Source organism: Methylobacterium sp. AMS5 (assembly GCF_001542815.1).
Classification (GTDB): Bacteria; Pseudomonadota; Alphaproteobacteria; order Rhizobiales; family Beijerinckiaceae; genus Methylobacterium.
Genome location: NZ_CP006992.1, coordinates 4,219,506 through 4,246,015, shown reverse-complemented (window position 1 = coordinate 4,246,015; position 26,510 = coordinate 4,219,506). Strand labels below are relative to the sequence as shown.

At 69.2% G+C, this 26,510-nt stretch carries 26 protein-coding genes; 17 read left to right on the top strand and 9 right to left on the bottom strand.

Annotated features, from left to right (window positions below; translation table 11 throughout):
* Positions 1-177 precede the first annotated feature (177 nt).
* Positions 178-1,899, top strand: a complete 1,722-nt coding sequence (locus Y590_RS19060) for an aspartate ammonia-lyase (protein ID WP_083530914.1) — start codon at positions 178-180, stop codon at positions 1,897-1,899.
* Positions 1,900-1,926: 27 nt separating this feature from the next.
* Here Y590_RS19060 and Y590_RS19055 read toward each other — a convergent pair whose 3' ends face one another.
* From Y590_RS19055 to Y590_RS19040, 4 genes are all read right to left on the bottom strand, one after another.
* Positions 1,927-2,988 carry an SDR family oxidoreductase gene (locus Y590_RS19055; RefSeq protein ID WP_060771225.1) on the bottom strand — a complete coding sequence of 354 codons (1,062 nt, stop codon included), beginning with the start codon at positions 2,986-2,988 and terminating at the stop codon, positions 1,927-1,929.
* Between the two features lie 105 nt (positions 2,989-3,093).
* Complete coding sequence (locus tag Y590_RS19050) at positions 3,094-4,410, bottom strand: dicarboxylate/amino acid:cation symporter (RefSeq protein WP_060772367.1); 1,317 nt, start codon at positions 4,408-4,410, stop codon at positions 3,094-3,096.
* Positions 4,411-4,532: 122 nt separating this feature from the next.
* Positions 4,533-5,924, bottom strand: coding sequence for a GntP family permease (locus Y590_RS19045; protein ID WP_060771224.1), 1,392 nt, complete (start codon positions 5,922-5,924; stop codon positions 4,533-4,535).
* 87 nt (positions 5,925-6,011) lie between these two features.
* Positions 6,012-6,503, bottom strand: a complete 492-nt coding sequence (locus Y590_RS19040) for a GNAT family N-acetyltransferase (RefSeq protein WP_060771223.1) — start codon at positions 6,501-6,503, stop codon at positions 6,012-6,014.
* A 296-nt stretch (positions 6,504-6,799) separates the two neighbouring features.
* Here Y590_RS19040 and Y590_RS19035 point away from each other — a divergent pair, with 296 nt between their 5' ends.
* On the top strand, positions 6,800-7,300 hold the full coding sequence (locus Y590_RS19035; RefSeq protein ID WP_060771222.1) for a hypothetical protein: 501 nt from the start codon (positions 6,800-6,802) through the stop codon (positions 7,298-7,300).
* A gap of 93 nt (positions 7,301-7,393) precedes the next feature.
* On the opposite strand, the gene Y590_RS19030 is transcribed toward Y590_RS19035, so the two are convergent.
* Positions 7,394-8,239 (bottom strand): DUF3750 domain-containing protein, encoded by an 846-nt coding sequence (locus Y590_RS19030; protein WP_060772366.1) that lies wholly within the window; start codon positions 8,237-8,239, stop codon positions 7,394-7,396.
* Positions 8,240-8,527: 288 nt separating this feature from the next.
* On the opposite strand from Y590_RS19030, the gene Y590_RS19025 reads away from it, so the two are divergent.
* A complete protein-coding gene (locus Y590_RS19025) occupies positions 8,528-10,654 on the top strand; it encodes a TonB-dependent receptor (RefSeq protein ID WP_060771221.1) in 2,127 nt (708 codons plus the stop codon).
* A gap of 22 nt (positions 10,655-10,676) precedes the next feature.
* Here Y590_RS19025 and Y590_RS19020 read toward each other — a convergent pair whose 3' ends face one another.
* Together Y590_RS19020 and Y590_RS19015 are read right to left on the bottom strand one after the other, a co-directional pair.
* Positions 10,677-11,147, bottom strand: coding sequence for a hypothetical protein (locus Y590_RS19020; RefSeq protein ID WP_060771220.1), 471 nt, complete (start codon positions 11,145-11,147; stop codon positions 10,677-10,679).
* A gap of 125 nt (positions 11,148-11,272) precedes the next feature.
* The gene (locus Y590_RS19015; RefSeq protein ID WP_060771219.1) at positions 11,273-11,803 is read right to left on the bottom strand and encodes a peptide deformylase; all 531 of its coding nucleotides are present in this window, start codon (positions 11,801-11,803) and stop codon (positions 11,273-11,275) included.
* Between the two features lie 448 nt (positions 11,804-12,251).
* Between Y590_RS19015 and Y590_RS19010 the strand changes: the two genes are divergently transcribed.
* The 13 genes from Y590_RS19010 to radA all read left to right on the top strand — a co-directional run bounded on the left by Y590_RS19010 (position 12,252) and on the right by radA (position 23,626).
* A complete protein-coding gene (locus tag Y590_RS19010; RefSeq protein WP_060771218.1) occupies positions 12,252-12,512 on the top strand; it encodes a hypothetical protein in 261 nt (86 codons plus the stop codon).
* 585 nt (positions 12,513-13,097) lie between these two features.
* Positions 13,098-13,307 (top strand): cold-shock protein, encoded by a 210-nt coding sequence (locus Y590_RS19005; RefSeq protein ID WP_060771217.1) that lies wholly within the window; start codon positions 13,098-13,100, stop codon positions 13,305-13,307.
* A 229-nt stretch (positions 13,308-13,536) separates the two neighbouring features.
* A complete protein-coding gene (locus Y590_RS19000; RefSeq protein ID WP_060771216.1) occupies positions 13,537-13,917 on the top strand; it encodes a DUF6481 family protein in 381 nt (126 codons plus the stop codon).
* A gap of 408 nt (positions 13,918-14,325) precedes the next feature.
* Complete coding sequence (locus tag Y590_RS18995; RefSeq protein ID WP_060771215.1) at positions 14,326-14,640, top strand: hypothetical protein; 315 nt, start codon at positions 14,326-14,328, stop codon at positions 14,638-14,640.
* 71 nt (positions 14,641-14,711) lie between these two features.
* Positions 14,712-15,086: a PH domain-containing protein gene (locus Y590_RS18990; RefSeq protein ID WP_060771214.1), complete on the top strand. Its 375-nt coding sequence runs from the start codon at positions 14,712-14,714 to the stop codon at positions 15,084-15,086.
* Between the two features lie 671 nt (positions 15,087-15,757).
* The gene (rpsF, locus tag Y590_RS18985) at positions 15,758-16,213 is read left to right on the top strand and encodes a 30S ribosomal protein S6 (protein WP_012456123.1); all 456 of its coding nucleotides are present in this window, start codon (positions 15,758-15,760) and stop codon (positions 16,211-16,213) included.
* 2 nt (positions 16,214-16,215) lie between these two features.
* Positions 16,216-16,470, top strand: a complete 255-nt coding sequence (gene rpsR, locus Y590_RS18980) for a 30S ribosomal protein S18 (RefSeq protein WP_004446294.1) — start codon at positions 16,216-16,218, stop codon at positions 16,468-16,470.
* 137 nt (positions 16,471-16,607) lie between these two features.
* A complete protein-coding gene (locus tag Y590_RS18975; protein WP_060771213.1) occupies positions 16,608-17,645 on the top strand; it encodes a DUF2232 domain-containing protein in 1,038 nt (345 codons plus the stop codon).
* Between the two features lie 37 nt (positions 17,646-17,682).
* A complete protein-coding gene (gene rplI / locus Y590_RS18970; protein ID WP_060771212.1) occupies positions 17,683-18,255 on the top strand; it encodes a 50S ribosomal protein L9 in 573 nt (190 codons plus the stop codon).
* A 324-nt stretch (positions 18,256-18,579) separates the two neighbouring features.
* Positions 18,580-20,067, top strand: coding sequence for a replicative DNA helicase (locus Y590_RS18965; protein ID WP_056201164.1), 1,488 nt, complete (start codon positions 18,580-18,582; stop codon positions 20,065-20,067).
* 36 nt (positions 20,068-20,103) lie between these two features.
* Positions 20,104-20,925: a metallophosphoesterase gene (locus Y590_RS18960; RefSeq protein WP_060771211.1), complete on the top strand. Its 822-nt coding sequence runs from the start codon at positions 20,104-20,106 to the stop codon at positions 20,923-20,925.
* A complete protein-coding gene (alr, locus tag Y590_RS18955) occupies positions 20,922-22,016 on the top strand; it encodes an alanine racemase (protein ID WP_144440066.1) in 1,095 nt (364 codons plus the stop codon). Before Y590_RS18960 ends, alr begins: the two co-directional genes overlap by 4 nt.
* Before the next feature lie 179 nt (positions 22,017-22,195).
* Complete coding sequence (radA, locus tag Y590_RS18950) at positions 22,196-23,626, top strand: DNA repair protein RadA (protein WP_060771209.1); 1,431 nt, start codon at positions 22,196-22,198, stop codon at positions 23,624-23,626.
* 6 nt (positions 23,627-23,632) lie between these two features.
* Here radA and Y590_RS18945 read toward each other — a convergent pair whose 3' ends face one another.
* Positions 23,633-24,241, bottom strand: a complete 609-nt coding sequence (locus Y590_RS18945; protein ID WP_060771208.1) for an SCO family protein — start codon at positions 24,239-24,241, stop codon at positions 23,633-23,635.
* A complete protein-coding gene (locus tag Y590_RS18940; RefSeq protein ID WP_060771207.1) occupies positions 24,234-25,352 on the bottom strand; it encodes an MBL fold metallo-hydrolase in 1,119 nt (372 codons plus the stop codon). Before Y590_RS18940 ends, Y590_RS18945 begins: the two co-directional genes overlap by 8 nt.
* Positions 25,353-25,741: 389 nt before the next feature.
* Between Y590_RS18940 and Y590_RS18935 the strand changes: the two genes are divergently transcribed.
* Entirely contained in the window at positions 25,742-26,335 is a 594-nt protein-coding gene (locus Y590_RS18935; RefSeq protein WP_056201185.1) for a CvpA family protein, read from the top strand.
* Positions 26,336-26,510: the final 175 nt, after the last annotated feature.

Sequence of the window (26,510 nt, the reverse complement as noted above, 5' to 3'; positions counted from 1 at the left end):
TCCTCTGCCGGCCCCGCTGCGTCCGCGCATAAGCTGACGCAGCGGGGCCGTTGACACGTCACCTAGACTGCAAGCGATTGACAGTCCGGCACGCGAAGATCTGAACACCGACCCAACGGTGACCGCCGCTGAAATCGTGGATTCGGCCGGATCATTCGACGCATCGGGGAGACTTCCGTGGCGAAGACGGCATCTGACACCAAGGCCAAGCACGGCGCGAAGGATGCGGCCGGAGGCCAGGGTGAGGTCAAGAAGTCCAAGGCTGCGGCCAGGAAGGCCAAGGGCATAGGCGGCACGGGAAAGAAGGCAGCCAAAGCCGAGACGAAGGCTGCGGCCATCGCGGCGGCCGAGACGGCCGCCCGCCCGGACGCATTCGGGACGGTGGCAAAGGCCACGGTGGCAAGCGCCACGGCGGAGAAACCGCCCCAGGAGGAGGATCTCGCCGTCGCCACCGTGCGCAAGGTGGCGATGGAAGGGGCCAAGACCCGCTCGGAACACGATCTGCTCGGGGATGGCGAGGTGCCGTCCGATGCACTGTGGGGCATCCACACCAAGCGGGCGGTGGCGAACTTCCCGATCACCGGCGTGCCGGTGGGCCATTACCCGGAACTCGTGCGGGCGCTGGCCTTGGTGAAGCAGGCCGCGGCGCGGGCCAACCACCGGCTCGGCTACCTGCCCAAGGGGAAGGCCAAGATCATCGACGAGGCCTGCACCCTCGTCGCGACCGACCCGGCCTACGCCGAAGCCTTCGTGGTCGACGCGATCCAGGGCGGGGCCGGCACCTCGACCAACATGAACGCCAACGAGGTGATCGCCAATGTCGGCCTGAGGCTGATGGGCCGGGCACCGGGCGACTACGCCGCGCTGCATCCCAACGACGACATCAACATGGCGCAATCGACCAACGACGCCTATCCGACGGCGCTGCGGCTCGCGGTGATCTTCGCCACGCAACCACTGGTGAAGGCGCTCGACGACCTCGCCTACGCCTTCAAGAGCAAGGCGGTGGAGTTCGCCGACGTCCTGAAGATGGGCCGGACCCAACTCCAGGACGCGGTGCCGATGACGCTCGGCCAGGAGTTCGACGGCTTCCACGCCACGATCAAGGAGGACGTGGCGCGATTGACCGAGATCGTCGGCCTGTTCCGCGAAGTGAATCTCGGCGCGACCGCAATCGGCACCGGCCTCAACGCAGACCCGCGCTACGCCGCGCTCGCCGTGGAGGAACTGTCGCGGCTCGCCGGCCAGCCGATGGTGCTGGCTTCCAACCTGATCGAGGCGACCTCGGATCTCGGCGCCTTCGTGCTGTTCTCCGGCGTCCTGAAGCGCGTGGCGGTCAAGCTGTCCAAGATCTGCAACGACCTGCGCCTGCTCTCGTCCGGTCCCCGCACCGGTTTCGGCGAAATCCGTCTGCCGGCGGTGCAGGCGGGCTCCTCGATCATGCCGGGCAAGGTCAACCCGGTGATCCCTGAGGTGGTCAACCAAGTCGCCTACATGGTCATCGGCCACGACCTCACCGTGACGCTCTGCGCCGAGGGCGGCCAGCTCCAGCTCAACGCCTTCGAGCCCACCATCGGCTACTGCGTGCTGAGCAGCCTGCGCATGCTGACGGCGGCCATCGACACCCTGACCAAGCGCTGCATCGAGGGCATCGAGGCCGACCGCGAACGCTGCCGCAGCCTCGTCCAGGGCTCGATCGGCCTCGTCACGGCGCTCGCGCCGACGCTCGGCTACGAGGCGAGCTCCCGCATCGCCCGCCGGGCGCTGCGGGAGAACCGGACGGTCGCCGAGCTGGTGCTGGAGGAGGGCCTTCTGACCGAGGCCCAGCTCAACGAATTGCTCGAACTGGAGGCCATGACCCATCCGACCCGGCGGCAGAAGGCCGGAACGGTGGGATGATCCTCTGAGGCGTGCGGTCCGCCCCGCTCACGGGATGACCCGCGCCGCCCGCAGCCGCTCGAACAGCGCGAAGAAGGCGTCGTCGGAGGGCTGGTAGTCGAGAAAGCCGAGGCGCCGGCTCTTGCTCATGTCGGTGACGACCTCGATCGGACGGCCGAGATCGGCATCGGTGTGCCACGCGGAGACGAGGCGGTTCAGGTCGGGCTCGATCAGGCCGTGGGACTGGGCGATCTCCGCCCAGAGCGGCGCCGCGCCCGACAGCTGGTGTTCGAGCGGGTTGACCTCGCCGTCGAAGGGCGCCGGCGTGAGCCCGAACCATTGGGCGAGCCGGCCCCACATCCATTGCCAGCGGAAGACGTCGCCGTTGACGACGTTGAAGGCCTCGTTGTGCGCGGCCTCCGTCAGCGCCGCCCATTCGAGGTGGCGGGCGAGCAATCGCGCGTCGGTCACGTCGGTGAGTCCGTTCCATTGCGTCGCCGAGCCGGGGAAGCGGAAGGGACGACCGGTCTCCCGGCAGAGCGTGGCGTAGACGGCCAGCGTCACGCCCATGTTCATGGCGTTGCCGAGCGCGTAGCCGACGATGGTGTGCGGGCGGTGGACGCTCCAGGTGAAGCCGTCGCGCGCGGCCGCGGCGAAGACCTCGTCCTCCTGCGCGTAGTAGAAGTTCTCGACCGGCAGCCGCGGCTGGTCCTCGCGGAAGGGCGTCGGCGGCAGGCTGCCCTGCCCGTAGCTCTCGAACGGCCCGAGATAGTGCTTGAGGCCCGTCACCAGTGCCACGTGGCGGACGCTCGCCCCCGGACGCAGGGCGTCGAGGAGGTTCTTCACCATCGCGGCGTTGACGCGGATGTTCTCGGCCTCCGTCGGCTGGCGCAGCCACGTGGTGATGAAGACGTGGCTCGGCTCCCGCTCCCGGAGCGTTCGGGCGAGCGCCTCCGGCTCGAGCAGGTCGGCGGGCAGCGGCGTGACGCCGGCGATCTCGGGCGGGCGCCGCGCGAGCCCCTCCACCGTCCAGCCCTGCGCCACCAGATGCCGGGCGAGGTTGTTGCCGACGATGCCGCCCACGCCCGCGATCAGTGCCGTTCCCGTCATACCCGTCTCCGGTCCCGTCCTCGGCCCCGTCACGATCGGTGCGGCGCCTGCCTGTCGGAAACCGGCCTGGAGCGGATGCGTTCGATCCCGTATCCGGCCTTCGCCCTAACCGGCGGTGGGCTCCACACTCTCCCGGCCGTCGAGCACACGCTCGGCACGCTCCCGGTCGAGGTCGCCCTCCCAGGCGGCGACGACGACGGTGGCGACGCAATTGCCGATCAGGTTGCCCAGCGCCCGGGCGATGCCGACGAACCAATCGACCGAGAGCACCAGCACGAGGCCGATGGCGGGAATCGAGGGGACGGCGTTCAGGGTCGCGGCCAGGATCACGATGGCCGAGCCCGGCACGCCGTGGGCGCCCTTCGAGGTGACCAGCGAGACGCCGAGCACCAGCATCAGGTCGCTGAAGGAGAGCGGCGTGTTGGTCGCCTGCGCGATGAAGACGACGGCGAGCGTCAGGTAGATCGAGAAGGCGTCGAGGTTGAAGGAATAGCCCGTGGGCACCACGAGGCCGACGGTGGAATCCTTCACCCCGAGATGCACGAGCTTGCGCATGATCTGCGGCAGCACCGCGTCGGAGGAGCCGGTGCCGAGCACGATGGTCAGCTCCTCGCGCAGATAGATCAGGAGCTTGACGAGGCTGAGGCCCGCGAGCCGCATCACCGCGCCGAGGATCACGAACACGAACAAGGCCACCGCGAGGTAGAACAGGGCCACGAGCGAGAGGAGCTGCGCCAGCGAGCCGATGCCGTAGCGGCCGACCGTGTAGGCGACGGCGCCGAACACCCCGAGCGGGGCCACCCGCACGATCAGCCCCATGGCCTTGAACAGCACCGTGGACAGAGCGTCGATCAGGTCCGAGACCGCCCGGGCCTTCTCGCCGCCGACCAGCGCGAGGCTCACCCCGAACAGCACGGCGAAGAACAGCACCTGCAGGACGTCGTTGCGGGCGAAGGCGTCGAAGGCGGTCTTAGGGATGATGGCGAGGAGGAAATGCGCGATGCCGCCGCCTTGCAGCTTCTGCGCGGAATCGGCGTAGCCGCCGAGAGCGCCGGCATCGAGGTTGGCCACATCGATGTTCATGCCGTGGCCCGGCCCGACGAGGTAGGCGAGCACGAGCCCGAGCACGAGGGCCACGCTCGTCATCGCCTCGAAGTAGATCAGCGCCTTCACGCCGACCCGCCCGACCTTGCCGAGGTCGCCCGCCCCGGCGATGCCGTGCACGACGACGCAGAACACGATCGGCCCCACGATCATCGCGATCAGCCGGAGGAAGGCGTCGCTCAGGACCTTCAGCTCCCCGGCGAAGCCGGGCGCCAGCACGCCGACGAGGATGCCGGCCAGGAGGCCGGCGATCACCTGCACGAACAGGGACTTGTGGAGCGGGGCCCGCTCGGTCGGCAGGGTGGCGGCAGTGCTCATTCGGACGGACTCCTCCCGGCGGTTTTCGCACGCCCCGTTGCGCCGAACGGCCTTCGCCCCGACGGAAAAACGCTTGCGCGCGGCCTCCATCGGCCCTTCGCACAACGTGGGCGGGTATACCCCTAGACCAATCCGGTCAGGTAGTAGACCCCGATCACGAAGAAGACGGCCACGGTCTTGATGATCGTGATGGCGAAGATGTCGCCGTAGGACTGGCGGTGGGTGAGCCCGGTAACGGCGAGCAGGGTGATGACGGCACCGTTGTGCGGCAGGGTGTCCATGCCGCCGCTTGCCATGGAGGCGACCCGGTGCATCACCTCCAGCGGGATGCCCGCCGCCTGCGCCGCCTCGACGAAGCGGCCGGAGAGCGCCCCGAGCGCGATCGAGAGCCCGCCCGAGGCCGAGCCGGTGACGCCGGCCAGCACGTTGACCGTCACCGCCTCGTTGACCAGCGGATTCGGGATCGCGGAGAGCACGTCCGAGATCGCCTTGAAGCCGGGGAGCGCGGCGATGACCGCGCCGAAGCCGTACTCGGTGGCGGTGTTCATGCCGGCGAGCAGCGAGCCCGCCACCGCCGCCTTCGAGCCATCGGAAAAACGCTCCGCGAGGTTGCGATAGCCGAGAATCACGGTGGCGAGGATGCCGAGAAGCAGCGCGCCCTGGACCGCCCAGATCGCCGCCACGGTCTTGACCTGTACGGTCACGGGATGGGCCGCCATCTCTGGCGTGAGCGCGGCGCTCGCCTGCTCGCCGTAGGAGGCGGTGATCCAGGCGAGCAAGAGCTTGTTGCCGATCCCGACGACGAGGAGCGGCAGGATCGCGACGCCTGGATGGATCACGACCTTGTCCTCGACCGCCTGCGGCTCGTTGGTGTGGCCCTCGCCGTAGCCCTCGTTTCCGGCCCGGCGGCGGCGCCATTCGAGATAGGCGACGCCGACCGCGAACACGAAGAGCGCACCGATGACGCCGAGCCACGGGGCGGCGTAGGCGTCGGTCTTGAAGAAGGAGGCCGGGATGATGTTCTGGATCTGCGGGGTGCCCGGCAGGGTGTCCATGGTGAAGGTGAAGGCGCCGAGCGCGATCGTCCCCGGGATCAGACGCTTCGGAATGTTCGAGCGGCGAAAAAGCTCGGCGGCGAAGGGGTAGACCGCAAACACCGCCACGAACAGCGAGACGCCGCCATAGGTGAGGATCGCGCCCACCAGCACGATCGCGACGATCGCCCTGCCCTCGCCCAAGAGCCCGGTGACGGCGCCGACGATGGAGCGGGCAAAGCCCGAGATCTCGATGAGCTTGCCGAACACCGCGCCGAGCAGGAAGACGGGGAAGTACAGCTTCAGGAAGCCGACCAGCTTCTCCATGAACAACCCGGAGAACAGCGTCGGCACGGCGGCCGGATCGGTCAGCAGCACCGCGCCCATGGCGGCCACCGGCGCGAACAGGATCACCGAGAAGCCGCGATAGGCGATTCCCATCAGGAAGAAGAGCGCCGCGAGGCAGATCAGGAAGCTCAAGGACGCGCCCTCCCCCGCACCGATTCTCTCACGCGGTGCGCGGCGCTCACCTTGCCCGAAGCGTGAGCGTGTTCAATGGAGCGGCGGTTACAGGCTCCGGTGCATCACCAGCGCGTCGACCGGCCCGCGTTCGGGATGGCGGAACACGCCCGGCAGGCGGCCGACCTCGCTGAAGCCGAGGCTCGTCCAGAGGGCGACGGCGTGGGTGTTGGTGGAAACGACCAGATTGAACTGCATCGCGGAAAAGCCCAGCGCCCGGGCGGTCCCGAAGGAGTGCAGGCCCATGGCGCGGGCGACCCCCCTGCCCCGCGCGGCCGGATGCGTGGCGTAGGCGCCGTTGGCGACGTGGTCGCCGGGGCCGAGTTGGTTGGGCCGCACGTAGTAGCTGCCGAGCACCGCGCCGGCGCTCTCCGCGACGAAGACATGGTGGGCCGGGGAGAACCAGTAGGCGAGCGCCCGCTCACGGTCCCAGTCCCGCGGCAGGGCATAGGCCGCGCCCTCCCGCAGGATCGGCTCCAGGAGCGACCAGATCGCGTCGTGATCACGGCCTTGGGCGGGGCGGATGGTGAGGTCGCTCATCGTGTCCGTTGACGGGTGCCGGCGGTCGGGGCCGATTCACGCGCTGGTAGCATGGATCGGATGAAGCCGGGATCAGGGACGCGACGGGGCGGATCTTTCGGCGTAGGAGGCCGCCCCATCGGGACGATGCCCCGCCCGCCAAGAGACGGATATTTCTCCAAATCCCTGGAAAACCACGAGTATCGGCGCATTCTTCCGGCCCTGACCCGGCATTGACGACAGGATTCTTCCAAATCTAGGCTCCGCGGCGGTCGCGCCCGCGGTCGCACAACGACCTGTCCGAGGGAGCAAACGCGATGTATCGGAGATCGACGATCCTTGCCGTCGCAGTGTCGCTCGTGCCGGTTCTTCCGGCCGCGGCCGTCGCGATGCCGATGGGTGGAAGCTATACCGGCCGCGTCGAGAGCGAGGCGCCGCAGGTGCTCGGCCCCGACGCGGTGAAGATCCAGCAGACGGCCTCCGGGATCAATACCGGCCCCGGCACCCCGCTCGACGGCGCCCGGGTGCAATGGGTGCAGACCGTCACGCTCAAGAACGGCCAGGGGCCGGTGGAAGGCACGATCACCTTCACGACGCCCGCCGGCTCGACCTCGAGCCTCTACCGGGGCACGGTCGCGACCGACGCGCAGGGCCGCGTCACGGCGACGGGCACCTACCGGGACAGCGCGGCCACCGGCGAATTCGCCGGCGTGAAGGGCAAGGGCACTTTCTCGCTCGCCTACACCTCGAAGACCGAATTCGCCGGCCAGTGGCAGGGCGAGGTGACGCTGCCGGGCCAGAGGTCGTCGAAGCGCTGAGGCCAGCCCCCGGCGTGTCGCGGGGTGCCTCACAGGTCACCCGTCCACCGTTTCCTCCGGGCCGGCGGCGAGCGGGCGTTTCGCGGAAGAGACTCAGCCGGAGACGGAGCCGGGGGCCGGGCGGCGCTCCGGCTCCGTCGTCGGCGCCGCCCTGTCCGCGTCGCCGTCGGGAATCAGCGCGATCCGGCCCCAGCCCGGTAGCTTCAGGGCCGGGCGGCGCCAATCGAGGCCGGCCACCGCGCCGAGCAGGTTGAGTTCCAGCCCGTCGACCCAGCCGACGGTGAGGCCGACATAGCCGCGCCAGGACAGGCGCAGGCCGGTGCCGCTCGGGGTGATCTCGGCGAAGCGGCCCGACGGCGTCCAGTCCTTGCCGAGGGCGGTCGGCGGCAGCGGCACGTCGTTGTCGGGGATGCGCGCGACGACATGGGCGGCGAAGGTGTTCGAGTTCGGCCCCGGCCATGCCTGATAGGAGCCCTGGCTGCGGTGGGGATAGTCCGCCACCGCCGCGCGGATTTCCGGAATCGCCCGCGCCGCCCCCTCGCCGTCGAGCCCGAGCACGATCTCCGGCTCGTTGCCGAACCAGCGCCCGTCCGGCGCGTAGGCGTCGGTGCGCACGGGTCTGCCCCAGCCGACCACGTCGTAGCGGGTGTAGCGAGGCGCCCCGGCTTCCTTGACCACCACCCAGCTGTGGTGGGCGAAGATGCCCCGCCAGCGTCCGACCCGGGCGGCGTAGACCCGCACCATCGCCCCCGGCACGGTGGCGGCCGGCGGGAGCAGCCCGGCGCTCGACCAATCCGCCGTCGACCAGTTCTCCGCGCGTCCGCCCTTCGCGGTCCACCACAGGGCGTGGGTCGCGAGCGGAACGAGGAAGAGAAGGATGAGGAGGCCGAGGCCGAGAAGGAGGAAGCGAAGGGCGGGCAGAAGCACGTCGGCGGGCATCGAATTCCGGAAAAGATCAATCCGGACAGGCGGCACCATCTCCGGGGTCCCCAATGTCACGTCCGGCTCCGCGCGGCACAAGCACCTGCGACGCCGCGCGCCGGGTGACAGTGCGCGCACCGTGCGGCCGCGCACCGGAAAGCCGCCTGATGCAGGCCGGCCACACACGCCCTCCCCCGACCGGATGCGCGGCAGATAAGTCTTGCAACATTGTAACATCCTCGCGATGAAACATTGTAACGTGACAAGGTTGGATCGACGGGAATGCGGGGCGGACGGTCGGGACGGATGCTGCTGGCGGCGGGGGCGGTGCTGACGGGCCTGCCCGGAACCGTGCTGTCGGCGCAGGCGCAGGAGGCGGCCACGCTGGAGGAGATCAGCGTGACTTCGGTGAGCCCGATCCAGGGCCGGCCCGCCGCCCCGGCGGCGCCCTCCCCCGCCGCGCCGTTCGCGCGGGCGGCCGAGGTGCTGCCGGTGGCGACGAACACCTTCTCGCCGGTCACGGTGGTGCCGCAGGAGCGGATCGCCCGCGACCAGCCGCGCACGCTCGGCGATGCGCTGTTCGACCGGCCCGGCATCTCCGCCTCGACCTACGCGCCGGGGGCGGCCTCGCGGCCGATCATCCGCGGCCTCGACAACGCCCGGGTGCGCATCCAGGAGAACGGCATCGTCAACGGCGGCGTGTCGGATCTCGGCGAGGACCACGCGGTCCCGGTCAACCCGCTCAACGCCAGCCGGATCGAGGTGATCCGCGGCCCCGCGACCCTGCGCTACGGCTCGGGCGCCATCGGCGGCGTGGTCTCGGCCGAGAACAACCAAGTGCCGACCTTCATTCCCGCCCGCGGCGTCACCGGGCAGGTCACGACCGGATACACCACCGTCGACAACGGCCGGACCGGAGCGGCCAGCGTCGATGCCGGCGCCGACGGCATCGCGGTCCATGCCGACGGGTTCAAGACCGCCACCGATTCCTACGCGATCCCCGGCGGCATCCAGCGCAACTCCGCCACCGAATCGCAGGGCGGCTCGGTCGGCATCTCGGCGATCGGCGACCGCGGCTTCGTCGGCGTCGCGTTCAGCCACTACGACGCGCTCTACCAGATCCCCGGCGGCGAGGCCGAGGAGGCGCGCACCCGCCTGACCCCGAACCAGGACCGCCTGCTCGCCCGCGGCGAGTACCGGCCGCTGAACGGGCCGTTCGAGGTGCTGCGCTTCTGGGCCGGCGGATCGGTCTACCGGCACGAGGAGATCGGCCTCGGCGAGGACGGGGCCGACGGGGTCCAGGCGATCTTCAAGAACCGCGAGGTCGAGGCCCGCTTCGAGGCGCAGCACGTCCCGATCATCACCCCGTTCGGCACGCTGACCGGCGCGGTCGGCGTGCAGGCAGGCCGGCGCGTGCTGAACTCGCAGCTCGAGAGCTTCCTGCCGCCGACCGAGTCGCGGATGCTGGCCGGCTACCTGTTCGAGGAACTGGCGGTGGGCGGCGGGCTGCGCTTCCAGGCGGCGGGCCGGATCGAGGGCGACCGGCTCAACAGCATCGCCACGCGGTTTCCCGGCGATTACCTGCCCGACGGCACCGACCCGGCGAGCTTTGCCCTGACCCGCCGCTTCGCCCCGAAGAGCGCCAGCATCGGCGCCCTGCAGGACCTGCCCTACGGCTTCGTGGCGAGCCTCAACGGCTCCTATGTCGAGCGTGCGCCGACGGGCTACGAGCTGTTCTCGCAGGGGCCGCACGACGCCACCGCGACCTTCGAGATCGGCGACCCGACCCTGCGGCTGGAACGCGCCCGCACAGTCGAGATCTCGCTGCGCCGGGCAGAGGGGCCGTTGCGCCTCGACGCCACCGGCTACGTCACCCGCTATACCGGCTTCATCTTCAAGCGCGACACCGGCAACCGCTGCGACGACGATTTCGGCTCCTGCGGCTCCGGCGACGAGTTGCGCCAGGTCGTCTACTCGCAGGCCAATGCCAGCTTCTACGGCGCCGAGATCGGCGCGCAGCTCGATCTCTTCCCCGTCGGCGACGGCTGGGCCGGAATCGAGGCGCAGTACGACTTCGTCCGGGCCCAGTTCGACGACGGCAGCTTCGTGCCGCGCATCCCGCCGCACCGGCTCGGCGGCGGCGCCTTCGTGCGGGCCAACGGCTGGTTCGCGCGGATCAACCTGCTCCACGCCTTCGACCACACCGAGATCGCCCCGTTCGAGACGACGACCCCGGGCTGGAACGACCTGCGCGCCGAACTCGCCTACACCCAGGCGCTCGACCCCGCGGTCTACGGCGCCACGGAGGTGACGCTCGGCCTCCAGGGCCGCAACCTGCTCGACGACGACATCCGCAACTCGGCCTCGTTCAAGAAGGACGAGATCCTGCTGCCGGGCCGCAACCTCCGTCTGTTCCTGACGGCACGGTTCTGAAGGCAGCGCCTCGCTCCCACCCCTACTTGCCGCGGGCCGGCTTTGCCGCCGGCCGCTCGGGCGGCGTGACGGCGCCCGCCACCGTCCAGTGGCACACCGCCGTGCCCTTGAGGGTGAGGCAGTCGTAGGCGCGGCCGTTCAGGGCGACGTGATCGGCGAGCCCCGTGACCGTGGCGCGGTCCACCGGGCTGCAGCCGAGATCGGATTTCGGATCGGTCGCAACCGCGAGCGCGGCGGCGCGGTCCTCGCCCGTGCTGCGCAGGAGGCCGCGCAGGTTGGCCAGGGAGGTGCAGCCGACCACGGAAGTGGGCCGGGCCGGTGCCTTCTGATCGCCGGCCCGGCCGCCCGTTCCCTGCCCTGTCCCTTGCCCCGTCCCTTGCCCTGTCCCTTGCGCGGCAGCGCCCGGCGCGGACAGCGCGAGGGTGACGGCGGCCAGGACAAGGACAGCCGAGGCGGCGAGGGCGCGGTGAGCGACGTGCGGCAGGCGGGACATGGATCGGTCTCGGACGGTGGAGCCTGATCCCGAACGGCGGTTGCCGTTTTTCGGGACGAGACGCCGAGGCCCGGCATACCATGCCCGACGCCCCGGACCGAGCCTGGCGCGTCCGGGGTGATGCCTCACGATCCCGCGCGCGCCTGCTGCGCCCGCAGCTTGGCGTAGCGCTTGAGAACCCGCTCGCGGCGCAGCCGGGTCAGCCGGTCGATCCAGAAGATGCCTGCGAGCTGATCGATCTCGTGCTGCAGGCAAGCGGCACGCAGTCCCTCGGCTTCCTCCTCGTGCTCGGCGCCGTCGAGGTCGCGGTAGCGTACCCGGACCCGGGCCGGCCGCTCCACCGGCTCGACCACGCCCGGCATCGAGACGCTTCCCTCCGGATGCGCGGCCCGCTCGGGCGAGGCCCAGGCGACGACGGGATCGATGTAGACCGCGTGCGGCTCGTCCGGCTGAAGCCGGATCACCACCACCCGCTCCGGACGCCCGATATGGATCGCGGTCAGCCCCATCGCCGAGACGGCGCCGAGGGTGTCGAGCACGTCCTCGGCGAGCGCATGCAAGGATTCACCGGTCAAGGCCTCGCCGGTCGCGGAGACGGGTTCGGCCGCCCGGTGCAGACGCGCATCGGGATAGAGGATCAGCGGGCGGACGGGCATGCAAGCAGGTTCCGGGGGCTGGCAACAGGGCAGCGGGCCCGATGCGCGCGCCGTCTTGAGATGCAGCCTTGAGATCGAGTCAAGCCGCGACCCTCCGGCTCGGCGTGCCGTCGAGGATCTGCACGCCGCGGCGTATGGGGGGGAGCGGGCGGCCAGCCCCGCCAAAGTCGGATCATCGACAGGACGGGCCCGCTCGCAGGAATGTATTGGGAGGAACAGGACCCGGATTTCGCTCCAGGGATTCCGCCCACATCCCAATCCGCGACGCTGCCCATCGAAGGACGACAACGGCCTCCGGAGGCGTCCGGACGTGAAGATTGATGTTCGGCGAATTGCGTCTCCTCCTCATCCGGAAAGTCCAGATGCGATGGACCCGCCGATGGCAAGATACTGGAACCGCTCCGGGGACGATGCATTGTCGTCTCAACCAACAAAGGAGTTCTTCCTCATGAAGACCATGACGACCCTGCTCGCCGGCACAATCGTCGCGGCGACCATGATCGCCGCGGTGCCGGCCTCCGCACAGTCGATCACCATTGGTCCGGACGGACGGCCGGGGCTCGATCTCCGGTCCCGGGCGCAACGCGATCGCGACGACGGCCGCGAGATGCGCAGGCGCGACCGGGACGAGTATTACCGCGAGCAGCGCTTCCGGGATCGCGACCGGTACGAGCGCCGCGGTTACGACCGGCGCGGCTACGATTACTGATCGGGCGCGAGCCCCTCAGCTTCAGGAGTTTTGCCTCGATCAATCGCGGTCGGGATGCGGTCGCCATGACGAGACGACGGAATGGGGCCGGGCGACCGGCCCTTTTTCGTGCCCGGAGCACAACGCCCATCGTCTCCCGAGCCCCCGACATAACGTCATGCCGGCTGCGCGTCTTTGGGATACGTCAACGATGGCCGTGCGGTTCGAATCAGCAGCGGCGACGGCATTCGGCAATCTCCCAACAAATGTTGTCGTCACAACAATGTTACGCGGCGCCAAATCGGTCACACGCGACGTGAGACCAGCGCACTTGCTCCGAATGGCCAAGTTTCTTCCTCGAATTTCCGCTTTGCGCGAAGAGCAGTGCTTGGCGGAAACCTTTGCGCCGCTTGCACGGTTAGCGCATCGAATTTAACCATGCACCGTCGATCGGTGGCCGCCTTTGGCAAGGCCTTCGATGCCCCCCCGGAAGGGACGCGGCGCCGGCTTGTTTGCTCGCTCGCTTCGACGAACGGGACGGCCTTTTCGGCCGAGGGCGGGACGCATTTCATACGGGGTGCCGCGGCGAGCGGAGGAGGAACCCGGATGCAGACTGGTACCGTGAAATGGTTCGATGAGATCAAGGGCTACGGGTTCATCCAGCCCGATACCGGTGGCAAGGACGTGTTCGTGCATATCTCCGCCGTCCAGCAGGCAGGCCTGCGCGGCCTCGTCGAGGGGCAGAAGGTCAGCTTCGACGTCGAGAACGACCGCCGCAGCGGCAAGCCGGCCGCGGTCAACCTGCAGGCCGGCTGAGGCCGGATACGCTGGACGCTTGAGGGCCCTGCCCTAAAACCTGATTCCATCCCGCAACAGGTCCGAAAATGTTACCGGAGCCGCCCCGAACCGGGGCGACATCTGTTGCGTGTTGCGGCGCACTCGTGCATCGACTGCGCCGGTTCTATAAATGGCCCGATCCGAGTCCAGGCTGCCCGGACTGTGACTGATCCGGCATCCGGCCGTGTCAATGCATGAGAAAGGTCATATGAGCGCATTCGACTTCAGGAATTTCGAAGACCGCCGTCAGAACTCCCAGGCCGCCAAGGCGGCATTGCTCGAGAAGTTCAAGGCCCGGACACCGCTTGACGATCCGGAGATGCGTGCGAAGGCCCAGGCGCGTGCCGAGGTTGCCCGCGCCCGCGACGCGCGCGCCCGCGAGCGCGAGCGCATCCGCATCGAAACCGAGCGGAAGGCTGCGGAGGAGAAGCGCCTGCGTGAGGAAGCCGAGCTCGCCGCTCAGCTCGCCCGCGAGGCTGCCGAGGCCGCCGCTTTGGCCGAACGCAAGGCTGCCGAGGCCGCGGAGAAGAAGGCGGCCCGCGACGCGCGCTATGCCGCCCGCAAGGCCAACGTCAAGATTCGTCGCTGAGCCTCCCGCGGATGCTCCCGGTCCTCCGGGAGCGCCGCAAAGCCGGTCCGCCAAACCGATCGGCTGTTTTCGACACGACCCTGCGCGCCGGACGCTTCGAGCCCGGCGCGTTTTCTTTTGCCCCTCAGCCTCGTCATGACGCAATGCGAGACCGCTCGACGGCACCCGGCCGGACGACCGGCGGCATTCTCTGTGGGCAGATTACGCAGTTCGTGGCCGCGATTGACCGGCAACGCTTGGCAAGCCCGTCTCCGACGACGTTAGAGTGCTTCACACAACACCCGGTCACGGACCGCTCTCGCCCCGGTGACGAGCGAGCGGCGGGCGTTTTGTGAGAGATGCCTCGATCACCGCGGATGCACGCCGCACCGGCGGCGAGCGCCGGGGCCGAACAGGGAGGGCCGAGCATTGCGTGTCCTGGGCAATCACTTCGGTCCGCCGGCCCGGCGCGGTCTGACCGCGGCCGGCTTGCTTCTCGCCACGCTTCTCGGAACCGGCCTCGGGCCGTCTCCCGCCGCGGCGCAGAGCGAGCCGCCGATCCGCAGCGCAGAGGACGCGTTCTGCCGCAGCGAGGCGCGGGCGCAGGTCTTCTCCGCCCCGGACCCGCTCAATCTCGGCCTGCGCGAGATCGGCCGCCGCATCTGGGCGAGCTGCATGGACCGAACCCAGCGCAAGGCCCATCCGCGCAAGGGACAGAAGCCGCGCAAGCGCCGCCACCGCTGAGCGCAGAACCTCCCTCGCGCGCGAGCGGGGCCGTCCCCACATCCTGCCGGAGACGAAGCAGGAGACGCGTGATGGGCTTACTCGACGGGCTGCTCGGGCATGGCAGCGACCTCTCCGCGGACGAGGTGGACCGGCAGCTCGCCGGGGTGCTGGCGCCGGGCGAGAGCGTGCGCGTCGCCTTCAAGGTGATCCGCGACCTGATGGTCTTCACCGACCGCCGCCTGATCCTGGTCGATCGCCAGGGCATGACCGGCCGCAAGGTCGAGTGTCTGACCGTGCCCTACCGCGCGATCACCTCGTTCTCGGTGGAGACCGCGGGCAGCTTCGACATGGATTCGGAGCTGAAGATCTGGGTTTCGGGGCGGCCCGACCCGATCCAGCGCACGCTCAAGCGCGGCGCCGACATCCTGGGGATTCAGCAGGCTATCGCCGGCTCCTTGAAATAGAGCATCATTCCGAAAGGTGATTGCCGGCTTTCGGAAAAAAGATGATGCGAAGACAAGAGCCTCAAGCATCGTCCTGGATCTGGGATCCAGGACGATGCTTTGGACCTCCGCCATGACGTCGAAGGTCGAGTCTTCGAAGGATGGGTCCGAGCCGGGCTTCACGGTCCGGCGCCTCGGCCCCGGCAACATCCCGTCGATGCGCGCCTCAACGTCGTGTTCGGACGCGCCTTCGCCGAGCCCGAGACCCGCGGCGCCACGGCGCTGATCGGCAGCTTCAGGCCCATGCCGGGGCGCCGGGGTCATCGTCGTTCAGGGCGATCCCGGCGACGGCCCGGCGCGCGCTCTTCGACCGGCTCGGCACCCGCGAGGAAGTCCTGCATTGCGACCTGCCCGTCGGCGCCCTGCCCTTGCCATAAGGAGCGAATCCCTCTAAAGGCCCGGCCTTCGCGTTCGCTCCGGCCGGGGGCTGAACGGACGGTGCCGCAAGAGACGACCTCTCTCGGCACAGGGTTTTTCCAAAGAACCCGTCGTCCGGTGTCTCCGCCTTCGATCAACCGCTCGGGCCATCATCACGGCTCGAAGGGCTTGGCGCCGAGAGAATGCGAGACGAACCGGCCCGACTAACCCGCGACGCGCGGGCGGGCTTCCTTATGGCAAGGAAAGGCCCAAGAATGCCTCTCTACGAGCACGTCTTCCTGGCGCGCCAGGACGTGACGGCCCAGCAGGTCGAGACCATGGTCGAGACCTACAAGGGCGTCATCGAGACGGGCGGCGGCACGATCGAGAAGATCGAGTCCTGGGGCGTCAAGTCCCTCGCTTACCGTATCAAGAAGAACCGCAAGGCGCATTTCACGCTCCTCAACATCTCCGCCCCCCCGGCCGCCCTGGCCGAGATGGAGCGCCAGATGCAGATCTCCGAGGACGTGCTGCGCTTCATGACCGTTCGCGTCGAGCAGCTGGAGGCCGAGCCTTCCGCGATGATGCAGAAGCGCGACCGCGACGACCGGAAGGACCGCGACCGCGGTGACCGTCCGCGCCGCCGCGACGACGACTTCGGTGGCGGCGACCGTGGTGATCGCGGCGACCGCGGCGATCGTCCCGAGCGCAACTTCGGCGGGGAGAACTGATCATGGCATTCGGTGCTGGTGGCGGCGGCGGTGGCCGTCGTCCGTTCTTCCGTCGTCGCAAGAGCTGCCCGTTCTCGGGCGAGAACGCTCCCAAGATCGACTACAAGGACGTGAAGCTGCTCTCCCGCTACGTCTCGGAGCGCGGCAAGATCGTTCCCTCGCGCATCACGGCGGTCTCGGCCAAGAAGCAGCGCGAACTCGCTCAGGCGATCAAGCGCTCGCGCTTCCTCGGCCTGCTGCCCTACGTCATCAAGTAGAGCGTCTTCCGGCCCGCTTACCGCGGGCCGATCGACACCGTGAGGGCGGCCCTCCGCAAAGGGGCCGTCCGATCGTTGGGGCAATCGTTTCCCGCCCCTAACCCTGCCCATCACGGGACAGCGGGACAGCGGACTTCATGACCAAGGACATTCCTGTCGGCGCCGGTGCCGGCCTCGTGGCGGCTTTGCTGTTCGGCGTACTGCTCAAGGGCAGCGTTGTCGCTTTTTTTCTTTCCCTGCTCGTTCCGCTCCCGATCCTGATCGTCGGGCTGGGCTGGAGCTACCGCGCGGCCATTGCCGCCGTCGTTACGGGCGCGCTTGTACTCGCGCTCCTTCTCTCTCCCTATTTCGGACTGGTCTTCACCGGCTTTCTGGCTCTGCCGGCCGGATGGCTCGCCTATCTCGCCCTGCTTGGCCGAACGGACGCGAACGGCACTCAGGAATGGTACCCCACCGGCCGTCTGCTCGCCTGGGTAGCGGGCACGGCCGCACTTGCCTTCGTGGGCCCTGCCGCCGTCACATCGCCGAGCTACGACGCGTTCAACAGCCACGTGTCGTCGACATTCAGCCGCGCCGTCGTACAGTTTCAAGTCCAGCGCGGTCGGCTTCCGCCGCTCGCGGCGTCCCCGGAGCAGACCGAACCGAAGGATGGCCCGTCCCAGCCTTCTCCCGACGGGGCGTCTGGATCAAGGACACCGGGCGAGGTGAGGCTCGATGGTCGGGCGGAGCAGCTCGTGGAAGCTCTGACCCTCGTCTTCCCGGCGTTCGTCGCCCAGGGTCTTACGATCCTGTTCACCTTCTACCTCTGGGCCGCCGCCCGCATCGTGCAGATCTCGGGGCGCCTGCTCCGGCCCTGGCCCGACCTGCCCTCCACGATGATGCCGCGCTCCACGCTGCTGGTCTTCGCCGCCGCCCTGACGCTGGCGATGGTGCCCGGCTATCCCGGCGCGCTCGGCATCGCCCTGATCGGCGCCTTCAGCGCGGCCTTCGCCCTCCAGGGGCTCGCCGCCTTCCACGACCGCAGCCGTGGCCGGCCGGGGCGCTTCGCCCTGCTCGCCGGCCTCTACGTGCTGCTGTTCCTCACCCAGGGCGTGGCCATGCTCGCCCTGATCCTGTTCGGCATTGCCGATACCGCCCTCGACCGGCGCCGCCCGCAACCCCGCGGCGACGCCTGATCGCACCCGCTTCCAAGCAACCTCAAGGAGAAGCCCCATGGAAGTCATCCTGCTCGAACGCGTCGCCAAGCTCGGCCAGATGGGCGAGACCGTGAACGTACGTCCCGGCTACGCCCGCAACTTCCTGCTCGCCCGCGGCAAGGCCCTGCGCGCCACCGAAAACAACAAGAAGCATTTCGAGGCCCAGCGCGCCCAGCTCGAGGCCCGCAACCTCGAGCGCCGCAACGAGGCCCAGGCGGTGGCCGAGAAGCTCGACGGCCAGAGCTTCGTGCTGATCCGCCAGTCCGGCGAGACCGGCGTGCTCTACGGCTCGGTCTCGACCCGCGACCTCGCCGAGGTCGTCACCAAGGAGGGCTTCAGCGTCGAGCGCGGCCAGTTCGTGCTCAACCAGCCGATCAAGACGCTCGGCCTGCACACCGTGCCGGTGACCCTGCACCCCGAGGTCGAGGTCAAGGTGACCGTCAACATCGCCCGTTCGCCGGAAGAGGCCGAGCGTCAGGCCCGCGGCGAGTCGGTGACCGAGCGCGAGCAGTTCAACCTCGACGACCTCGGCCTCGAAGTCGGCCAGGCCCTGGCCGATGCCGGCGAGGGCGCCGACGACCGCGGCTAAGTCCGGGTTTTCTCCAGGGCTCCGCCCTGGACCCGCGAAAGGACCCGTCCTTTCGAAACCTCTGACTCGAGCCGCATAAGCGGTGGAGAACGGGGACGCGCCGGCCTCCGGCGTTGACTTGTTCCCAATTCGTTCCAGCATGACGCCCGCGATTCCCGTGACCCGGGAGCCGCGGGCGTCTCGCGTTTCGGGGCCCGTGGCGTGCGTGTTGCAGCCCTTCCGAGCCGGGTCGGCTAAGGAAGGCTTCACCATCCCGAGGCAAGGTCCGGCGGGCATGAAACGGGGCGGCCAAGCCGCCCGACATCGGAGCGACGGACAAGCGCCATGGCCCTGCCCAACGCCCTCACGGCCAATCTCGAGACGGTGCAGCCCGAATACCGGGTGCCGCCGCACAACATCGACGCGGAGCAGGCCCTGCTCGGCGCGATCATGGTCAACAACGACGCCTATTACCGCGTCTCGGACTTCCTTCTGCCCGAGCACTTCATGGAGGCGGTCCACCGCCAGATCTTCGAGGTGTCGGTCTCGCTGATCAAGGCGGGCAAGCTCGCCACGCCGATCACGCTCAAGACCTATCTCGGCGACATCGATCTCGGCGGCGTCACGCCGATGCAGTACCTCGCCCGGCTCGCGGCGGAGGCGACCACCGTCATCAACGCGGGCGAGTACGGCCGCACCATCTACGATCTGGCGATCCGCCGCCGCCTCATCACCATCGGCGAGGATCTGGTCAACGGCGCCTACGAGGCGCCCGTCGAGTCGAGGCCGCGCGACCAGATCGAGGCGACCGAGCGCCGGCTTTACGAACTGGCCGAATCCGGCAAGTACGACGGCGGCTTCCAGAAATTCTCCGACGCGCTGACCGCGGCCATCGACATGGCGGCCAAAGCCTACCAGCGCGACGGCAAGCTCTCGGGCATCTCCACGGGGCTCACCGACCTCGACGCCAAGATGGGCGGCCTGCAGCCCTCCGACCTCATCATCCTCGCGGGGCGCCCGGCCATGGGCAAGACCTCGCTCGTGACCAACATCGCCTTCAACATCGCCAAGGCCTATCGCGGCGAGAAGCAGCCCGACGGCACCATGCAGACCGTCAACGGCGGCATCGTCGGCTTCTTCTCCCTCGAAATGTCGGCCGAGCAATTGGCGACCCGCATCATCGCCGAGCAGTCCGGCGTGCCCTCCTACAAGATCCGCCGCGGCGACATCCGCCCGGAGGACTTCTACAAGATCACAGACGCCGCCCGGGACATGCAGACGATCCCGTTCTACATCGACCAGACCGGCGGCATCTCGATCGCCCAGCTCGCCGCGCGCGCCCGCCGCCTCAAGCGCCAGAAGGGCCTCGACCTCCTCATCATCGACTATCTCCAGCTCCTCTCGGGCTCCGGCAAGAAGAGCGACAACCGCGTGCAGGAGATGACCGAGATCACCACCGGCATGAAGGCGTTGGCCAAGGAACTGGCGGTGCCGATCATCGGCCTGTCGCAGCTCTCGCGTCAGGTCGAGAACCGCGACGACAAGCGGCCCCAACTCTCGGACCTGCGCGAATCCGGCTCGATCGAGCAGGACGCCGACGTGGTGATGTTCGTGTTCCGCGAGGAGTACTACGTCGGCAACAAGAAGCCGCGCGAGGGCACGGAGGAGTTCTTCGCCTGGGAGGCCGAGATGCAGCGCGTCCACGGCAAGGCCGAAGTCATTCTGGGCAAGCAGCGCCACGGCCCGACCGGCACGGTGGAGCTGCAGTTCGACGCCAACATCACCCGGTTCTCGAACTTGGCACAGAGCGACCGGATGCCCGAGCAGATGTAGCGGCAAAGTCGTCTCCACCGGGGAGGACTTTCGCCGATGCGCCTTTGGGTTCTCTCGGACCTGCATGTCGAGTTCGGAGCCTGGATACAGCCCTCGCCGCCTCCGGACCACGATGTGGTTGTCGTTGCGGGCGATGTCGGCGAGCGACTCGCCGCGCGGGTGCTACCCTGGCTGCGGGCGACCTTTCCGGGGCCGCAACCCGTGCTCTATGTGCCAGGCAACCACGACTTCTACCGGACGACGCTCCAGCGCGAGATCGTCGCGGCACGGGCGGTGGCGGCGGATCTCGGGCTGCATCTCCTCGCCGAGGGCGAGAGTGTCGTGTTCGGCGACACTCGCTTCATCGGCGCAACGCTCTGGACCGACTATGCGCTGAAGCCCGAGGCGCGGGCGCATGCGATGAACGCGGCCCAAGACCGCACGACCGGCATGAACGATCATCGCCGGATCAAGGCGGTGGTCGCGGGCGGCATCAACGCCTTCCGCCCAGGCTTGGCGGCGCGCATCCATGCCGCGCAGCGGGCGGCGATCGAGGCGGCGCTCGCCGCATTCTTTTCGGGATCGACCGTCGTGATCACCCACCACGCACCGCATCCACGATCGCTCGCGGCGGGTGCCTGGACAGCCGTCCTTGATGCCGCCGACACTTCCGATCTGTCATCGATCCTGCAAGGCCCCCATGCCCCGGCCCTCTGGATTCACGGCCACGTGCATGCAAGTTGCGACTATCGTGTCGGCAACACGCGGGTGTTGGCCAACCCGCGCGGCTACGTCGAGGCAGGACGGCCCGGCAACGCCGCTTTCGACCCCTCGCTCATCGTCCCGGTCGGGGACGCGCCCCGCAGGAGTTCGTCATAGCGCCCCAGGACCCCGCCCCCCCGAGCGGCCACGGCGCCCGCCTGACGGTCGATCTCTCCGCCGTGGTGGCGAACTGGCGGGCGCTCGGCGCGTGCGCGCCGCGGGCCGAGTGCGGCGCCGTGGTGAAGGCGGACGCCTATGGCTGCGGCCTCTCGGCGGTGGCACCGGCCCTGTGGCGGGCGGGCTGCCGGACGTTCTTCGTGGCGCACCTCTCCGAGGGCATCGCCGCGCGGAAAATCCTGCCGGAGGCCGCGCTCTACGTGCTCAACGGTCTGCCGCTGGGCCACGCGGAGGCGTTTCGCGCCCACCGCCTGCGCCCGGTCCTGGGGGACGCGCAGGAACTCGCCGAGTGGGCCGAGGCCATGCAGGGCGCGGGGCCGGCCGCGCTCCACGTCGATACCGGCATGAACCGGCTCGGCCTTTCCGTCGCGGAGGCTCTGGCGCTGGCCGGTGATCCGCGGATCGCGCGCGCCGGCATCGACCTCGTGATGAGCCATCTCGTCAGCGCGGAATTGCCCGGCGATCCGCTCAACGCGCGCCAAGCCGCCGATTTCGCCCGTGTGAGGGCGGCCTTTCCGCAGATGCGCGCTTCGCTCGCCAATTCCTCGGGCACCTGCCTCGCGCACGACGCCCGCCACGACCTGCTGCGGCCGGGCTATGCGCTCTTCGGCGGCAACCCGGAGCCCGGACAGCCGAACTCGATGCGGCCGGTGGTGCGGCTGGAGGCGACGATCCTGCAGGTCCGCGACGTCGAGGCCGGCGCGACCTGCGGCTACAACGGCCGCTGGCAGGCCCCTGCCCCGCGCCGGCTGGCTACGCTCTCGCTCGGCTACGCCGACGGTTATCCCCGCTCGGCCAGCAATCACGGTTACGCGCTGGTCGGCGGCGTGCCCTGCCCGATCGTCGGCCTGATCTCGATGGATCTCATCATCCTCGACGTCACCGGTGCTCCCGAGGCGCGGCGCGGCGGCAAAGCCACGCTGATCGGCGATAGGCTCGACATCGACACGGTGGGCCGCGCCGCCGGCACCATCGGCTACGAGATCCTGACGGGGCTGGGTTCCCGTTATGTTCGCAACTATGTAGAGTGACCGATCTTTCCCACCCATTTCCCTCATCCTGAGGCGGTGGCGCGAGGCGGCGCCCTCGAAGGAGGGCTCCAGGGATCGCGTGGCCGGCGGGAGCCCTCCTTCGAGGCTGCTTTGCAGCATCTCAGGATGAGGGGGCTGGGTGGGAGGTTCGACAGATCCCTGCCCTGAGCCGTCTCCCCATGGCCAAGATCCAACAGACCTTCGTCTGCCAGTCCTGCGGGGCGGTCTACAACCGCTGGCGCGGGCGCTGCGAGGCCTGCAACGGCTGGAACACGATCCAGGAGGAGGTCGCCTCGGCCGGCCCGCAATCGGGCCCGGCCGCGACCCGGCCCTCGCGGGCACGGGGCCGCGTCTTCCCCCTGGAAGGCCTGACCGGCGAGGCCAAGGAGGCGCCGCGCACGCCGTCGGGCATCAACGAGCTCGACCGCGTCACCGGCGGCGGCTTCGTGCGCGGCTCGGTGATCCTGCTCGGAGGCGACCCCGGCATCGGCAAGTCGACCCTGCTGATGCAGGCCTCCGCCGCGATGGCCAGGAGCGGGGAGCGCGTCGCCTACATCTCCGGCGAGGAGGCGGTGGGGCAGGTGCGCCTGCGCGCCGAACGCCTCGGGCTGACCAAGTATCCGGTGGAGCTGGCGGCGCAGACCAATGTCGAGGACATCGTCGAGACGCTGTCGCAGGGCCACCCGCCCGCGCTCGTCATCATCGACTCGATCCAGACCATGTGGACCGAGACCGTGGAATCGGCGCCCGGCACCGTGACGCAGGTGCGCAGCTCCGCCCAGGCCCTGATCCGCTTCGCCAAGACCACGGGCACGGCCGTCATCCTCGTCGGCCACGTCACCAAGGACGGGCAGATCGCGGGCCCCCGCGTGGTCGAGCACATGGTCGATGCCGTCGCCTCGTTCGAGGGCGACCAGGGCCACCATTTCCGCATCCTGCGGGCGGTCAAAAACCGCTTCGGACCGACCGACGAGATCGGCGTGTTCGAGATGACCGATGCCGGGCTCGCCGAGGTGCCCAATCCCTCCGCCCTGTTCCTAGCGGGCCGCGACCACGCCGCGCCGGGCACCGCCGTCTTTGCCGGGATGGAGGGCACGCGCCCGCTGCTGGTCGAGATCCAGGCGCTCGTCGCCCCCTCCTCGCTCGGCATGCCGCGCCGGGCCGTGGTCGGCTGGGACCCCAACCGCCTGTCGATGGTGCTGGCCGTGCTGGAGGCCCATGGCGGCATCCGGCTCGGCGGCCACGACGTCTACCTCAACGTCGCCGGCGGCCTGCGCATCACCGAGCCCGCCGCGGATCTCGCGGTCGCCGCCGCGCTCGTCTCGTCGCTCTCGGGCGCGGCTCTGCCCTCCGACTCGGTCTATTTCGGCGAACTCGGCCTGTCGGGGGCGGTGCGGCCGGTCTCGCAGGCGCCGGCCCGGCTGAAGGAGGCGTTGAAGCTCGGCTTTGGCAAAGCGATCACCCCGCAAGGGCGCGGCGAGGCCGGGGACCGGGCGCTGCCGACGGATGCGCTGCGCCACATCGCCGACCTCGTCGCCGGCATCGCCTCGGGCGCGCCGCGGAAGGGCGGGGGCCGCCCGCGGGCCGTGCGCTTCGAGGAGGAGATGTAGCGCGGCCTATTCCGGCGCGAGATGCGGCTGCAGGATCGTCAGCATCCGCTCGGCCGAGGTGCCGGGCGGAAAGAAGCCGAGATAGGCGCCCGAGCGATCCATCAAGTAGACGAAGGCGGAATGCTCGACGGCGCGGCCGCCCCCGGGGCGCAGGCTCGTCTCGTAATAGACCTTGTAGGCGTCGGCGGCGCGGCGGACCGCCGCCTCGCTGCCCGTCAAGCCGACCAGACGCGGATGGAAGTTCGGCAGGTACTCCGCCAGAAGCGCGGCCGTGTCGTGCTCGGGGTCGAGCGTGATGAAGACCGGCTGGACGGCGTCGCCGGCCTCGCCCAGCAGCGTGAGGGCCCGCCCGATCTCCATGAGGTCCGTGGGGCAGACATCCGGGCAGGCGGTGTAGCCGAAATAGACCAGAAGGAGACGGCCGCGAAAATCGGCCTCCGTCCGGGGCCGGCCCTTCTGATCGATCAGCGCGAACGGGCCGCCGACCGGCTCGCGGTTCCACATCAGCACGTCCATCAGCTCGGCGGCCGAGCGGCGGGGCGGGGTCTCGCCGCAGGCGGGGACGACGGCGGCGAGCGCGCAGAGCAGAGCGGCCGCGAATGTCCGGCTACGCACTGAAGACGAGCCGGCTGCCGGTGGTCGGAACGATCACGTTCTCCGGCATCTGCGCCTGCGCCTCGAGGGCGAAGTTCAGGCCGCTGCAATGCATCGGCACGACGACATCGGGCTGGAGCTTTTTGATCTCGGCCACGACCTGGGTCAGGTAGTCCTTCGGCGCGGGTCCGAGATGGAACCCGCCGACGATGGCGTGGACGCGTTCGATGCCGGAGACCTCCTGCGCCTGGCGCACGGAGTTGACGATGCCGACATGGCCGCAGGACGAGATCACCACGAGGCCCTTGCCCTTCACGTTGAAGCAGGTGGCGTGCTCGTGGACGTGCTCGTCGGGGATGATCTTTCCCTGGAGTTCGGCGGGCGAATAGTGGCTGGCATCGCAGCCCAGCCCGTCGGTGATGCCGCGCTCGACGAAGGTGTTGGGCAGGATGCGCTCGATGGAGGCGCGCTTGATCTGCCCCGTGGTGAAGGCGTGGCCGGCGACCACGGTGGGCGTCTCGCAGAGCACGGTCGAGATTTTCTGCGCCGTCAGTTCGCGCCGGTCGAGCTGGCCGAAATCGGTGAACTGGCCGGGGACGCCGCTCGGGCTGTGGCGGTGGCAGAAATTGTCCTCGCCGCCGGCATAGAGCTTCAGGTCGGGCGCGAGCGCGCTCCTGTACGTGTCGAGGAACCCGGTCAGGCCGCCGTAATGGTCGTGGTGGCCGTGGCTGACGATCAGCGCATCGATCTTGGTGGGATCGACCTTGAGGATCTCGATATTGTTGAGCAGGGCCTCGGGGCTGTAGCCGAAATCGAGCAGGATCGTACGGGCCTCCTCCGCCCGCCAGGATTCGGCGAAGAGCGACAGGCCCCACTGATTGTGCAGCACCTTGCGGTAATCGCTGCCGCGCCCGTTGCCCGGCGGCTGATGCAGCACGCCCTGCACGGTCGCGGGCTTCAGGAACTGGTCGTGGGCCGAATCGATCAGGACGCGCAGGGACAGCTTATCGACCGTCGGCACCGTGATCGGGGCGGCATTCGCGATCTCGATACAGGAGAACCCGGCGGCGGCACCGGCCGCGAAGAGTGCGGAGCCCCGCAGGAAGCCACGCCTGTCGATCGTACCGGCCATAACCCTCACCCCGTCCGGATATTGAATACTTCGGTTATAGCCGAGGTTGCTTGGAAGATGATTTCCTCTTTCGAAGCGATCAGAAAACATTATGCGCACGCCATCGTGACGACGAGGGATTTCGCTCTCACCGGCCGATTTTCTTTGATGGATCGGATCTGCGGCCGGGACGGCCGATCCCGGGAGGAAGCCCGGCACCCCTGCCGATGCGGGAATGGGGAAGGCGGCGCGGGCGGCTCGGCGGCGCCCGCACGGAGCGCCGGCCCGAAGGTGACGGCCGAGGTTCGCCGGGGTATATGGTTAAGGACCACAGCGGATGCGCGGCCCGGGGGAGCCGTCGTCGTCCGGGCAAGGCTGCCTCGTTCCGCCCCAGCGAACCATATCCTGCGATGCCGTTTTCCGTCCTCGACCTCGTGGTGCTCGGCATCGTGCTCGTCTCGGCGCTGCTCGCCGCCGTGCGCGGCGTGACCCGCGAGGTGCTCGCGATCATTGCCTGGGTGGCCGCCGCCGCGGTGGCGTGGTCGCTCCATCCGCTGCTCCTGCCCACCGTCAAGCAGCACATCTCCAGCGATACGGTGGCGCTCGTCGCCTCCATCGCCGCGATCTTCCTCGCCACCCTGATCGTGGTCTCGCTGGTGACGGTGAAGATCTCCGACCTCGTGCTCGATTCGCGCATCGGTGCCGTCGACCGCTCGCTCGGCTTCCTGTTCGGGGCGGGTCGCGGCTTCCTGATCTGCGTGATCGGCTGGGTGTTCCTGGCTTGGCTCGTCCAGGGCAAGGTTCCGGACTGGGCGGCGCAGGCCAAGAGCCGGTCGCTGCTCGAAAGCTCGGGCGAGGCGCTGGTGGCGCAGTTGCCCGACAATCCGGAGGGCTTCCTCAAGCAGTTCCGCAAGCCGAAGGGCGACGGGCCGGAGGAGCCGCCGCCGGAGACCGATCTCCCGGCCCAGCGCCGCAGCGAGGCCGGACCCGAGCCGAAGCGCTGAGGCCGGCCCAACGGCCAGCCTCGCCGATCTCCCAAGACGCCGCGGTGCGGAGCAATGCAGCCGCATTGCGCGCGATATGCTGGAATCGGTCTTGGTTGCGACGCGATCCGCGCCTAGGTAACGGTTTCACGACGGTCCTGGCGTAACCCCTCGCGGCCGAGGTCGCGGGCGGCAC